Here is a 12,663-nt window from a genome sequence, read left to right on the forward strand (position 1 = left end):
TCCAATGACGGATTCCACAGTTCTGAAACTCAACGGGTTGAGCAAGCATTTCGGCCCGGTCATCGCCAATGACAATGTCAGCCTGACCCTGAACAAAGGCGAGGTTCTGGCGCTGCTGGGCGAAAACGGCGCGGGCAAGACCACGCTGATGAATATGCTGTTCGGGCATTACCTGCCCGATGCCGGCTCAATCGAGGTTGCGGATGAAGGCGGGGTTTTGCGTCCTCTGCCGCTGGGACACCCGCAAGTGGCGCTGGCCTCGGGCGTGGGGATGGTGCACCAGCATTTCACGCTTGCCGAAAACATCTCGGCCCTCGATAACATAACCTTGGGATCGGAACCCCTGATTTCCCTGCGCCGCAACCGACGTGCAGCGCGGCGCAGGATCGAAGGCATCATGGAGCAAAGCGGTCTGTCCGCGCCTCTTGATACGCCGGTTGGCCGACTGTCGGTAGGCGAGAGGCAAAGGGTGGAAATCCTCAAGGCGCTGTACCGCAATGCCCGCATACTAGTGCTAGACGAACCAACCGCCGTTCTGACCCCGCAAGAAGCGGATACATTGTTCGAAAACATCCGTCTGATGACCGATGAAGGTCTGTCGGTGATCTTCATCAGTCACAAGCTGCGCGAAGTTCTGGCCTTTTCGGATCGCATTGCCGTTCTTAGGCATGGTCGGAAAGTCGGAGAGATGGCCACATCCGACGCGGACGAAAAGTCGATCGCGCAGATGATGGTTGGCGCTGAGACACCCGAGCTTGCCGGCTCTTACCTGACGCCCGGTGATCCGGTCCTGACCATTTCGGGCGTATCGGTCGCAGGGCGGTCCAAACGCGACACGCTGACGGCGATCGACCTGACGGTACACGCGCATGAAATTCTGGGGATCGCCGGGGTTTCTGGTAACGGTCAGAGCGGGTTGGCCAATGTCATCGCAGGTCTTGTGCGCCCAGAACAGGGTCTAATCAAGGTTGATGGAGTCGAGGTTACCTCACCCACCCCGGCCAAGATGGTGCGTGCGGGGGTTGGCCGCATCCCTGAAGATCGCCACCATGAAGGCATCGTCGGTGCCATGAGCGTGGCGGAAAACATGGTCATCGAACGGTTGAACGATCCCGAGGTTCAATCATACGGGTTGTTGCGCCGCGAAGACATCCAGGACAATGCCGAGCGTTTGTCCAAAGCCTATGACGTGCGCGGGCCGGGCGTGGATGCGCCTGCGCGTCTGTTGTCCGGGGGCAATATCCAGAAACTTATTCTGGCACGTGTCTTCGATCTTTCGCCCCGCCTCATCCTTGCGAACCAGCCGACACGCGGTCTGGACATGGGTGCCGCGGCCGAGGTGAGCAAGCGCCTGCTGAATGCAAGGGCGCGTGGGGCGGGTGTGGTACTGATTTCCGAGGACCTCGACGAATTGCTGAGCCTCGCCGACCGCATCGTGGTGATCCGCGACGGAGAACTGCACGAGGCACCGGGGCGCGACCGTGAACAGATCGGGTTGATGATGGCAGGAGAACCGGCATGATCCGTATTGAACCACGTCAGACCCAATCGCGGGCTTTCACGTTGGGCGTTCCCATCCTATCGGCCGTGATCGCACTGGGCTTTGCCGCGATCCCGCTGTTGGCGGCCGGTGCAAACCCGATCGTCGCCTATGCCGAGATGTTTCGCGGCGTCTTCGGTTCGGTCTTTGCGTTCTCCGAGGTGCTGACACGCGCCACGCCACTGATATTCACCGGGCTGGCCGCCGCTTTGGCCTTTCGCGCAAAGCTGTGGAACATCGGGGCCGAGGGCCAGTTGTATCTGGGCGCGATGGCTGCGGTGGCCATCGGGTCGGGGGTGCTGGATATCTCAGGCATCTTGCTGTTGCCGCTGATTGTCCTGATGGGCGCTGCGGCAGGGGCGGCGGGGATGGTCGCCCCCACCTATCTGAAAACCCGCTTTGGCGCGGATGAGGTGGTGACGACGCTACTGTTGAACTTCATCATCCTGATCTTTGTGCAGATGATGTTGGAAGGGCCGCTGCAGGACCCGATGGGGCTGGGCTGGCCACAATCAGCACCGGTTCTGGATCAAGGAATGCTGCCGCCACTGATGGAACGGATGCGGGTGCATTCGGGGCTTGTTTTGGCTCTAATACTGGCGGGATTGGCCCAATTCATGCTGGCGCGTTCCGTCTGGGGCTTCAAGCTACGCGCTGTGGGTGAGAACCCCGCCGCCGCGCGCCATGCGGGGATCAACGTCAACCGCTCGCTGTTCGGCGTGGCCATCCTGTCGGGTGGTCTGGCCGGGCTTGCGGGCGTGAGCGAGGTCGCGGGCCTGAAGGGATACCTGACCGCCGACTTGTCGCCCGGCTTTGGCTATACCGGCATTGTCGTGGCGATGCTGGCGGGGTTGTCGCCGGTGGGCGTGGTGATCGCCGCGCTGTTCATCGCCTCGGTCTTTGTGGGGGCTGACAGCATGAGCCGCGCGATGGGCGTGTCGTCTTTCCTGGCGGATCTGGTGGTCTCGGTTTCGCTGCTTTGCGTTCTGGTCGGCGGGTTTGTCGCCCGATATCGCATTGTCCGAGCCAGCACCGCGAGGGCTGCATCATGATGGATATTCTTAATATTCTGCTCTCTGAAAGCTTCTGGGCGGCCTCTCTGCGCATCGCGACACCGTTGATCTTTGGCGTGCTGGGCGCGCTGATCTGCGAACGTGCAGGCGTGTTGAATCTTGGGATCGAGGGCATCTTTGTCGTCGGCGCCATGTGCGGCTGGATGGCCGTCTGGCTGGGCGCGGGTCTGTGGGGTGGCGTGCTGGTCGCGGCAACGGCAGGGGCGTTCTTTGGCTTGCTTCATGCGATCCTCACAGTGCCTTTGGGATTGTCACAACACGTTTCGGGGTTGGGGATCACGTTGTTTGCAACCTCGGTCAGTTATTACACCTATCGCACGGCGCTGCCGAATGTGTCGTCACCGCCTCGGATCGAGCCATTTCAGCCGCTGGACCTGCCGGTTCTGTCAGATTTACCCTTTTTAGGGTCTGTTTTGTTTCAGCAAACGGCGCTGACTTGGCTGGCGCTGCTGCTGGTGGCGGTGGTCTGGTACGTGCTGAACCGCACAGCGCTGGGCGTGGCGATCAAGGCTGTTGGGGACAACCCTGACAGCGTTGATGCGCAGGGTCTGTCGGTTTACGGCCTGCGGATCGGGGCTATCGTGGTCGGGTCGGCGCTTATGGCGCTGGGGGGCGCTTTCCTGACCATGAGCGCCTTTGACGCTTTTTTCTTCGGTATGGTCAATGGGCGCGGCTGGGTCTGTATCGCGTTGGTCATTTTCGCCAGTTGGCGTCCGGGCAAGGCTTTGCTGGGCGCGCTGCTGTTTGGCGCGTTCGATGCGCTTCAGGTACGATTACAGACCGAGGTCGGCGCGCTGGTCCCCGGTCAGGTCTTCTTGATGGTGCCCTATGTTCTGTCGATCATCGCCCTTGTGATCGCAGCGCGCTCGGCCGATTATCCGCGTGCATTGCTTACCCCTTGGTTCAAAGGTCAACGCTGATATGATCGATCTGCTTATCAAAAACGCCACCCTGACGGACGGTCAGACCGGAGTGGACATCGCCTGCGCCGACGGCAGGATCACAGCGGTTGAGGCCGGGATCACCGCAGACGCCGCCGAGGTCATAGATGCCGGAGGTCAGTTAGTTTCACCCCCCTTCGTCGACCCGCATTTCCACATGGATGCGACCCTATCACTGGGCAATCCGCGCATGAATGTCTCAGGCACTTTGCTTGAGGGCATCGCGCTGTGGGGCGAGTTGAAGCCGTTGCAATCCGTTGATGACATCGTCGCCCGCGCGTTGCGCTATTGCGAGTTGGCGGTGGCCAAGGGGATCGGTGCGATCCGCAGCCATGTGGATACCTGCGATGATGAACTGAAAGGCGTGCAGGCGCTGTTGCAGGTGCGTGAACAGGTGAAGGATTACCTTGACCTGCAACTGGTGGCCTTCCCGCAGGACGGTGTGCTGCGCGACCCAACCGCGATGCAAAACACTATCCGTGCGCTGGATATGGGCGTGGACGTGGTGGGCGGCATCCCGCATTTCGAACGGACCATGGCGGACGGGGCGGAATCCGTGCGTCTGCTGTGCGAAATCGCGGCCGAGCGCGGCTTGATGGTCGATATGCATTGCGACGAAAGCGACGATCCCCACAGCCGTCATATCGAAACGCTGGCCTTTGAAACCCAGCGTTTGGGTCTAAATGGGCGGGTTGCGGGATCACATCTGACCTCGATGCATTCGATGGACAATTACTATGTCTCGAAACTGATTCCGCTGATGGTCGAGGCAGGGGTTCATGCGATCCCGAACCCATTGATCAACATCATGCTACAAGGCCGCCACGACACCTATCCAAAGCGCCGGGGTCAAACCCGTGTGCGCGAGCTGCGCGATGCGGGGATCACGGTGGGCTTTGGGTCCGATTGTGTGATGGACCCGTGGTATTCGTTGGGCAAGGCCGACCTGCTGGATGTGGCCTTCATGGGGTTGCATGTGGGGCAATTGTCCAGCCGTGCCGATATGACATGGTGCTTTGACGCGGTGACGCAGAATTCTGCCCGGATCATGGGGCTTGAGGGCTATGGCGTCGCCAAGGGGTGTGACGCGAATTTCGTGCTGTTGCAGGCCGCCGACCCGATCGAGACGATCCGCCTGCGCGCCCATCGTCTGGCCGTGGTGCGCAAGGGGCGGGTGATCTCGCGCTCGGCCCCGGTGACACACACGCTGAACCTGCCATCTGCCCAGCGAACTTTGGACGAGGCGCGCGTGCCGTTCGAAGAGTAAGCCTCATACCTTGGGCAAGGGCAGGCACCCCGGCAGGCCCGCAGGCAGAACCAACCGTGCGCCGCTGGAATAGAGCGCCTTGGCAAAGCCCGGCCTGTCCGAGGCCACTGTCACGCTAAACCGCGACGCGGCCAAAACTGCCGTGCCACCCGGCAACCTATCCAGCAACCGGTCTTGCGGCAGCACGACCACATAGGCTGGCGCTTCGTCCGTTAGCAAAGCCACGACCACCAATGTCGATAGCCAGCCCAGCACCAAAAGGGGCAGGGCGATCAGAACGGACCTAATAGTCATGGATGTGTTCCAGCGTCAGGCCAGAGCCCTCCAACTGACGCAGCCGTTCGGCAAGCTGCGGGACCTTGACCACGATCAGGTGCCGATAATCACCAAACCCCTGGCGCGGCGCACTGAAAACCGCACCCTCTTCGGTTGGCTGATCGGACAGGGCCGTAAACATGATGTCATCATTCCCCGCGATTTCGACCAGATCAACGCCATCACGCGCCATTTCGACCATAAGGTTTGTCAATGCGCGATACCGGGGCGTTTCAATCTCAATCCCTTCGGGTCTGGAGCCGATGACCTGCACATCCGGGTAAGTCGGAAGCGTTTCGGGCCCGGTGACGATCATACGTAGGGTAAGCTCATCCGCGCCCACCTGAGCGACTGCCTGTTCGATAAGGCCGGCGTAACCGTCTTTGACCGTGTTTTCGAACCCCAAGGCGATTGCGCGTTCGCTGTCACGCAATGACCCGCTGGATTGGCTCAACAGGTCATGCGCATTCTCTGCGAAGGGCCATTTGTACCAAGGCACCTGTTGCAGAAACTGGGCGTATTCTGCGGCCTGCTGCGCCGACAGGTCATCCAGCGGCGCACGTTGCGGCCCACGCAGAGCTGTGAACAAGCGCCCCAGTGTCTCTTCATAGGCGGCCTTCAGAGCAAGCTCGGCCGTGAAGCTGGTGCCGATGACATAGACCATCTGCTTGGTCGCAGCATCGACCTCGCCATGGGCCGATGCGCTTTGCGACAGGGCGCAGAGCGAGCTCCAGAACCCGGTGATTCCCTGCCAGAAACCATAGTCATGCGGATCGCCCTGCCGCAGAACCTCGGCGTAATCCTCATAGGCGTGCACGATGTGCCACTCCGGATAGGTCATCAGCGTCCGGGTCTCAGGCCGGTGGTGTTCGGGAGGCAGCAGGGCGTCATAGGGTTGAAACTGCGCCGTTCCCTTGCAGCTTGTCTCGACATAGACGATCGGGGCAACAAGGCAGATCGCGACGACCACAATCAGCAGAACCAGTCGGCGCATCCAGCGCAGTAGAAATCTCATGCCGATCTCCTGATATCACGCAGACCCGCCCAAGCCGCGATACCGCCCAAGGCCAGATGTGGAAGGTTTGCAAAAATACGTCCCATCGACAGGTCAATTCCTGCGGACGCGTTGGTGAAGATGCCAAGATCCAGATAGCCATAGCCTGTGAAAAACCCGAAAACGCCATCCCCAAGATAGGCCAGCCCGAACAGGATCAAAAAGGTGCGCGCGGCGCGGTGTGACCACAGTCCGGCCACCAGCGCCCAGACCGCCGAGGCGACGTGTAGCGCGTCGTCGTAGATATCGAGTGCAAAGATCCCGAATGCCAGCCCGTTTTCATCCGTCAGGCCGGGGACATAGTTCAGCGATGCCGCGATCATCAGCGCGACGAAATATACAAGGCAGAGTTTTTGCAGATTGGTCATAGTTGCCCCAGATAGCTGTCCCAAAGGTTGTTCCGAAGCACAAGCCGGGGGTCCAGTTGGCGTTTGGCCTGCGCAAATTCCGGTGCCCGCGCATAGGCCGAGGTCAATTGGTCCAGCCGCGCATGCGGGCGATAGGGCAGGTAATATGCCCCCCCAATCTCGACGATCCGGTCTATCAGAGCCTGCGTCATCCGAGCCATGTCCGCCTCGGCGCGTTGGGTCATTTCCTGGCTGAACGACATTACGGCGGCGATCCGGGGCTCGGACGCGAAGGACAAAATCGCCTGATCATCCTGCGCGACATAGCGCAGGGTGACGTTTAGAAACTCCTGATACGAGGCGGGGATCACCTCGCGGCAGGCGGTCAGGAAATCGTCGAACGCATCGAAACCCACGAAGTATTCGTGCAGAATATCGGTGCGGTCCGGGTTGCGGTCGTCCAGTGTGACGACCGGTTCGTTGATCAGGGAATTGCGGGTTGCGTCGTCGCCGCCCAGAGCCGGCCCAAGCGTTGTTTCGTTCCACCAGCGGAAGCTTTTGAACGCTTCGCTTCCCAGTTGCGCTCGATACAGGCGGCTGGCCGCGTGCGACATCCACCCCGATCCTGTGGCTGGCGGTAATTCGGTCTGGTCATCTGTCTCGCGATAGGTGATCAGCAGCGCTTTTTCGAAAAACGTGTCGCGTTCCACGTTGAGCCGCCCATAAGCCATCGTGACGGCCGGGTCGTCGATCGCGGATTGAAAGGCGGCCGCGAAGCCCTGTGCCTCCATCACCTCGAAAGAAGGAGACAGGCGGGTGTTTGGGACCATTTCCACGTCCATATCGACGATGATCCCAATCAGGCCGTACCCACCCATGCCAAGATTGAACAGGTCGGTGTTCTCGGTGGGTGAGCATGTCACCAGCTCTCCGGTTGGTAGAAGCATCCGCAGCGACCGAACCGTCGAGCCCATCGGTCCAAACGGCACGGGCCAACCATGGGCGTTGACCGAATAAGTGGCCGCAACGCCGAAATCATGGTTCGATTGCATTACCTTGGGCGACCACCCCGCCGGGTCCAGCGCGGCAATTACCTGTGACCAGCGCGCACCCGCATGCGCGCGATAGGTTTTGGCTGCGCTGTCGATCTGCAAAGCGCCATTGTCAAAGGTTATTGCCGTCCCGTTGCGCGGAATGGCCTGCCCGCCCATTGAATGACGCGCTGCTCCCACGTTGACAGGGCGACCTTCGGCGGTGGCTTCGGCAAGTTCGTTGCGAAGCGCTGTGATCAGCCTGTCCCCTGCGTCTTCGGTCAGAACCAGATGCTTGTTGATCGGTGTCGGTGACAGCCCGCTGGCGTCATTCATGATGGTATCGGACGTCGGGGCAAAGGTTCGGTCGGTCCCGTCATAGACCGGCAGATCCGAGCCTAACCAACGTGAAAGCCCCCATCCTGCAACGCCCCCTGCGGCAAAGAGGGTGGCCCGTCTGGTGAAATTCGTCATGACTCGGCCTCATGTCCCTGCGAGTTGGCAATATTTGTCAGCATTTTGATCAATGTATCCTGAAATTCCAAAGGGCTTTCGATTTGCGGAATGTGCCCGACCCCAGCGAGGGCATCATATTGGGCGTCGGATATCAAAGCTCGCAAGTCTGCGGCTTGATCCAGCGGTGTTACGGTATCCTCGACCCCCCAAATGATCCCAACAGGCAGATCGAGCACCCGCCAGTTATCTGGCCGGGTGCTGAGTGCATCCTGAGGCGGAACCAAAAGATGCGGCAACCACTGCGCCACGGCTGCGGTATAACCTTCACGCTGCATCGGGGTTTGCAACAGGGCCACGCGTTCGGGCGTTGCAGCGGACTTGTTGTGGATAAACCCGCGGAGGAATGTCCGGGTCAGCATAGGGTTGGATATGGTTGCGGCGACAATGTGCCTATTTAGGGTCTGATTCATCAGAAACACGGGTATTTCCGTTGCGGATTCATGAGTGCCCAGACCAATGGCCCCGTTCACGATGATCATTCCCGAAACAAGGTCGGGCCGGCGCATGACGGCCTCGGACACCGGACCTGCGCCGATCGAGTGGGCAACGACAATAGGCGGCTGATCCAAAGCCTTAAACAGGGCGACGACGCGCTCTGACTGTTTTACACGGCCATATTCGGGGGGGTGCGGATATTCCGACCAACCGAACGGCGGCATGTCAAAGGCGATTGCGCGAAACCCGACCTCAGATACCGCGTCGAGAGTTGGCTGCCACAAGCCTGACCAGGCGGCTGTACCATGCGCAAAAACAACAGGAATATTCTGGGGCTGTCCGCGTTCCAGCACGAAAATAGCGCCCTCGGACGTATCAATTAGCCGCCCACCATCCGGTAAGTCGTGACTGGCTGCGATGGTTTCGCGAACGTCCGCTGCCAGACGGAAACAGATCAGAACCACGGCAACAAGCAATAAGCCTGAAACAAAAAACCTGATAAATTTCTTCATTGGGACGATAGTTGTGCGCCTGCGGAAATAAAACAACCGCTGGAAAACCCTACTGCGCAATAGTGCGGCGCTTGGGCCATACTGGGTGAGCCTGCTGGTGTTCTTAGCTGTTTCACCTTGATTAGAGCCTATGTTAGTATCAAATCTTTCCTCGACCGTACATGTAGCAACACCCTAGACGTCGGGGTGAGGACTTGTTCTTTGGGAAAACGGAGGTTCAAACGACTTCAATTCGGTTTGGTCACAATCAGGTGTTGCAACTGTCAAAATGATCTGGATGATCATGGCCACCAGGACCGAAAAAACGGTCGGCCGTTGAAAGGCGGCATTAACGAAAACCCGGGGAGACTAAAATGATCCTAAGAAACCTGATGATTGCTGCCAGTGCGACTGCATTGATGGCGGCAGGCGCATCGGCTGAAACCTTGCGCTGGGCGCGTGCTGGCGATGCGCTGACGCTTGACCCGCACTCGCAAAACGAAGGTCCGTCACACACCATTCGCCACCAGATGTACGAGCCGCTGATCATCCGCGATGTGACCGGTGCGTTTGAACCCGCGCTTGCGACCGAATGGGGGCCCAAGGCAGATGACCCGAATGTCTGGGTCTTCAAGCTGCGCGAGGGTGTGAAATTCCATGACGGCGCTGACTTCAACGCCGAAGACGTGGTGTTCAGCTTTGAGCGCGCCAAGCAGCCGAACTCGGACATGAAAGAGCTGATCGGCTCTATCACTGAAGTGCGCGCGGTCGATGACTATACCGTTGAGATTGTCACCGATGGCCCGAACCCGATCCTGCCGTCGAACCTGACCAACCTGTTCATTCTGGACAAGGGTTGGGCCGAAGCGAACAACACCGTCAATGTGCAGGACTTTGAAGGTGGCGAGATCACCTATGCCACCACCAACGCCAACGGCACGGGGCCATATAAACTGCAAAGCCGCGAGCCTGACGTGAAAACCGTGATGGTGCGCAACGACGACTATTGGGGCATCGACCAGTTCCCGATGGAAGTGACCGAGATCGTTTATACCCCCATCCAGAACGCTGCGACCCGTGTGGCAGCGATGCTGTCGGGCGAGGTGAACTTCCTGCAGGACATGCCGGTGCAGGATATTGAGCGCGTAAACGGCGCCGATGGCCTTATGGTCAAGCAAGCCCCGCAGAACCGCGTCATCTTCTTTGGTATGAACCAGGGTTCGGACGACATCGAAGCGGATAACGTCGATGGCAAGAATCCTCTGGCCGATGTGCGGGTGCGTCAGGCGATGTCGATGGCGATCAACCGCGATGCGATCAAGCAGGTCGTGATGCGCGGTCAGTCGCAGCCTGCGGGTATGATCGCACCGCCATTCGTCAACGGCTGGACCGCCGAAATGGACGGTGAATCCTCAACCGATCTGGAAAAAGCCAAGGCACTTATGGCCGAGGCGGGCTATCCTGACGGTTTCTCGCTGCGGCTGGACTGCCCGAATGACCGCTACATCAACGATGAGGCGATCTGTCAGGCGGCCGTTGGGATGCTGGGTCAGATTGGCGTGACCGTGAATCTGGACGCCAAGCCCAAAGCGCAGCACTTCCCGCTGATCACCGACAGCAAGACAGACTTCTACATGCTGGGTTGGGGTGTGCCGACATATGACTCGGAATACATCTTCAACTTCCTTGTACATGGTCGCGAAGACGATATCGGCACGTGGAATGGTACCGGCTATCAGAACGATGCGCTGGACGCGAAGATCAAGTCGCTGGCGTCCAACACTGATCTTGACGCACGGAATGCCGACATCGCCGACATCTGGCGCGTGGTTCAGGATGAAGCACTTTACATCCCCATTCACCACCAGGTCCTGAACTGGGGTATGGCCGACGGTGTAGGCATCGAAGTGGATGCCGAAGACCAGCCCAAGGTCAAATACTTTACCATGAACTAAATCGGTTCCAACAAGTATCAGGCAGGGCGCGAGTTCCGCGCCCTGTTTTTTTGTGTCGGCCTGAGAATTCCTTGCGTGCGCACAAAAAACCAAGAACACTCGGCAGCAGAAAACAGGGAGACATCACAATGATCCTCAGAAGCAGCGCCATTGGCCTGGCCCTTTTAGCTGCGACCAGTGTTCAGGCGGCCGAGTTTAAATGGGCCTCGACCACTGATCCGCAGACCATGGATCCGCACGCCGTCAACTCGGCCCCGGTCCTGGGCTTTCTCAACAATGTCTACGAAGGGCTGGTGCGTCGCGGCAAAGACATGACGGTCGAACCCGCACTGGCCGTAAGCTGGGAGCCCATCGGAGAGGGCGACGGCTGGCGATTCAAGCTGCGTGAGGGCGTGACCTTTCATGATGGCAGCAGTTTTGATGCGCAGGACGTTCTGTTCAGCTATCAGCGCGCCTCGGGTGAGGCCGCCGATACCCGCAGTTGGTTCGCCCCGGTCAGTGAGGTGATTGTGGTAGACGATTACACCGTCGACATCATGACCACAGCACCCAACCCGCTGTTCCCGTCCTCGATCGCCAACTGGATGATCATGGATCAGGGATGGACCGAAGCCAATGATGCCGCTGTGCCCGACAAAGAATCTGGCAACTACGCCACGATCAACGCAAATGGCACCGGGGCCTTCAAGGTGACAGTGCGAGAACCGGGGTTAAAGACTGTGTTAGAGCCGCATGGCGACTGGTGGGGTGAGGTCGAGCACAACATTACCCGCGCCGAGTTCAACCCGATCCAAAACCCGGCGACCGCTGTGGCGGCGCTGCTGTCGGGCGATGTGGACATGATCAACCCTGTCCCCATTCAGGACGTTGCGCGCCTGAAGGAAAATGGCGATGTCGACGTCATTCAGGGGATCGAGGCGCGCGTGATCATGCTGGGCTTTGACCACGAAGCCGAAGCGTTGAAATACACCGATGACGCAGGCAATCCGAACCCGTTCCGTGACGTGCGGGTCCGTCAGGCCATCGCGAACGCGGTGAATGTCGATGCCATTCTCGCCACGACCATGCGTGGCAATGCCGAGGCCGCCTCGCAATTGGTCAGCCCAGCCATGAGTGGTTATTCCGAGGCCAATGCCGAACGCCCCGCCTTTGATGTCGAAGGGGCCAAGGCGCTGTTGGCCGAGGCCGGATATGCCGATGGGTTCTCGTTCGGTCTGAAATGCCCGAATGACCGCTACCTGAATGACGAAGCGGTCTGTCAGGCGATTGTCAGCATGTTGGCTCAGATCGGAGTGACGGCGGAACTGGATGCCATGCCTGTCCGCAACTATTGGCCGGAACTGCGTGAAGACAATTACGACATGTATCTGCTGGGCTGGAGCCCCGGAACCTTTGATGCCGAACATCCCGTGCGCTTCCTTGTCGCCACGCCGAACGAGGAAAAGAAACTGGGCAGTTGGAATTTCGGCGGCTACTCGAACGAGCGGGTAGATGAGCTTTTGCCGATGATTCAGTCGGAGCTGGACGCCGAAAAACGTCAGGCCATGCTGGATGAGGTGACGGCAATTTATCAGGACGACCATGTGTACGTGCCGATGTACGTGCAGCCCCTAGTCTGGGGGACCGGCAGCAATATCGACCTGACACAACGCCCGGACAATTTCTTCATCCTACGCTGGGTGACGGTGAACTGACCGC

General features: G+C 59.3%; 11 protein-coding genes. 6 read left to right on the forward strand and 5 right to left on the reverse strand.

Annotation, left to right across the window (positions count from 1 at the left end):
- Positions 1-4 precede the first annotated feature (4 nt).
- Genes GOX75_RS19045 through GOX75_RS19060 form a run of 4 tightly spaced genes read left to right on the forward strand, consistent with a single transcriptional unit; the run spans position 5 to position 4,821 of the window.
- Positions 5-1,522: an ABC transporter ATP-binding protein gene (locus tag GOX75_RS19045; RefSeq protein WP_171125792.1), complete on the forward strand. Its 1,518-nt coding sequence runs from the start codon at positions 5-7 to the stop codon at positions 1,520-1,522.
- On the forward strand, positions 1,522-2,592 hold the full coding sequence (locus GOX75_RS19050; RefSeq protein WP_371808199.1) for an ABC transporter permease: 1,071 nt from the start codon (positions 1,522-1,524) through the stop codon (positions 2,590-2,592). The genes GOX75_RS19045 and GOX75_RS19050 overlap by 1 nt, the downstream gene beginning before the upstream one ends.
- Positions 2,592-3,533: an ABC transporter permease gene (locus tag GOX75_RS19055; RefSeq protein WP_171125998.1), complete on the forward strand. Its 942-nt coding sequence runs from the start codon at positions 2,592-2,594 to the stop codon at positions 3,531-3,533. The genes GOX75_RS19050 and GOX75_RS19055 overlap by 1 nt, the downstream gene beginning before the upstream one ends.
- Position 3,534: 1 nt before the next feature.
- Positions 3,535-4,821, forward strand: a complete 1,287-nt coding sequence (locus GOX75_RS19060) for an amidohydrolase family protein (RefSeq protein WP_171125796.1) — start codon at positions 3,535-3,537, stop codon at positions 4,819-4,821.
- 3 nt (positions 4,822-4,824) lie between these two features.
- Here GOX75_RS19060 and GOX75_RS19065 read toward each other — a convergent pair whose 3' ends face one another.
- From GOX75_RS19065 to GOX75_RS19085, 5 genes are read right to left on the reverse strand one after another with little or no spacing between them, the layout of a single operon-like run.
- Positions 4,825-5,115, reverse strand: coding sequence for a hypothetical protein (locus GOX75_RS19065; RefSeq protein WP_171125799.1), 291 nt, complete (start codon positions 5,113-5,115; stop codon positions 4,825-4,827).
- Positions 5,105-6,151 carry a hypothetical protein gene (locus GOX75_RS19070; protein ID WP_171125801.1) on the reverse strand — a complete coding sequence of 349 codons (1,047 nt, stop codon included), beginning with the start codon at positions 6,149-6,151 and terminating at the stop codon, positions 5,105-5,107. The genes GOX75_RS19065 and GOX75_RS19070 overlap by 11 nt, the downstream gene beginning before the upstream one ends.
- Complete coding sequence (locus tag GOX75_RS19075) at positions 6,148-6,558, reverse strand: hypothetical protein (protein ID WP_171125803.1); 411 nt, start codon at positions 6,556-6,558, stop codon at positions 6,148-6,150. The genes GOX75_RS19070 and GOX75_RS19075 overlap by 4 nt, the downstream gene beginning before the upstream one ends.
- A complete protein-coding gene (locus GOX75_RS19080) occupies positions 6,555-8,042 on the reverse strand; it encodes an FAD-binding oxidoreductase (RefSeq protein ID WP_171125805.1) in 1,488 nt (495 codons plus the stop codon). Before GOX75_RS19080 ends, GOX75_RS19075 begins: the two co-directional genes overlap by 4 nt.
- Entirely contained in the window at positions 8,039-9,031 is a 993-nt protein-coding gene (locus GOX75_RS19085; protein WP_171125808.1) for an alpha/beta fold hydrolase, read from the reverse strand. Before GOX75_RS19085 ends, GOX75_RS19080 begins: the two co-directional genes overlap by 4 nt.
- A 353-nt stretch (positions 9,032-9,384) precedes the next feature.
- On the opposite strand from GOX75_RS19085, the gene GOX75_RS19090 reads away from it, so the two are divergent.
- Together GOX75_RS19090 and GOX75_RS19095 are read left to right on the forward strand one after the other, a co-directional pair.
- Positions 9,385-10,965: an ABC transporter substrate-binding protein gene (locus GOX75_RS19090; RefSeq protein WP_171125810.1), complete on the forward strand. Its 1,581-nt coding sequence runs from the start codon at positions 9,385-9,387 to the stop codon at positions 10,963-10,965.
- A gap of 128 nt (positions 10,966-11,093) precedes the next feature.
- The gene (locus GOX75_RS19095; RefSeq protein WP_171125812.1) at positions 11,094-12,659 is read left to right on the forward strand and encodes an ABC transporter substrate-binding protein; all 1,566 of its coding nucleotides are present in this window, start codon (positions 11,094-11,096) and stop codon (positions 12,657-12,659) included.
- Positions 12,660-12,663: the final 4 nt, after the last annotated feature.

This window comes from Ruegeria sp. HKCCD7251 (assembly GCF_013031165.1).
GTDB lineage: Bacteria > Pseudomonadota > Alphaproteobacteria > Rhodobacterales > Rhodobacteraceae > Ruegeria.

What these genes read in the sequence shown, in the direction of transcription:
- GOX75_RS19065 (WP_171125799.1), bottom strand. Translation starts at nt 5,115, where the DNA reads ATGACTATTAGGTCCGTTCTGATCGCCCTGCCCCTTTTGGTGCTGGGC.
- GOX75_RS19060 (WP_171125796.1), top strand. Translation starts at nt 3,535, where the DNA reads ATGATCGATCTGCTTATCAAAAACGCCACCCTGACGGACGGTCAGACC.
- GOX75_RS19095 (WP_171125812.1), top strand. Translation starts at nt 11,094, where the DNA reads ATGATCCTCAGAAGCAGCGCCATTGGCCTGGCCCTTTTAGCTGCGACC.
- GOX75_RS19085 (WP_171125808.1), bottom strand. Translation starts at nt 9,031, where the DNA reads ATGAAGAAATTTATCAGGTTTTTTGTTTCAGGCTTATTGCTTGTTGCC.
- GOX75_RS19080 (WP_171125805.1), bottom strand. Translation starts at nt 8,042, where the DNA reads ATGACGAATTTCACCAGACGGGCCACCCTCTTTGCCGCAGGGGGCGTT.
- GOX75_RS19090 (WP_171125810.1), top strand. Translation starts at nt 9,385, where the DNA reads ATGATCCTAAGAAACCTGATGATTGCTGCCAGTGCGACTGCATTGATG.
- GOX75_RS19055 (WP_171125998.1), top strand. Translation starts at nt 2,592, where the DNA reads ATGGATATTCTTAATATTCTGCTCTCTGAAAGCTTCTGGGCGGCCTCT.
- GOX75_RS19045 (WP_171125792.1), top strand. Translation starts at nt 5, where the DNA reads ATGACGGATTCCACAGTTCTGAAACTCAACGGGTTGAGCAAGCATTTC.
- GOX75_RS19070 (WP_171125801.1), bottom strand. Translation starts at nt 6,151, where the DNA reads ATGAGATTTCTACTGCGCTGGATGCGCCGACTGGTTCTGCTGATTGTG.
- GOX75_RS19075 (WP_171125803.1), bottom strand. Translation starts at nt 6,558, where the DNA reads ATGACCAATCTGCAAAAACTCTGCCTTGTATATTTCGTCGCGCTGATG.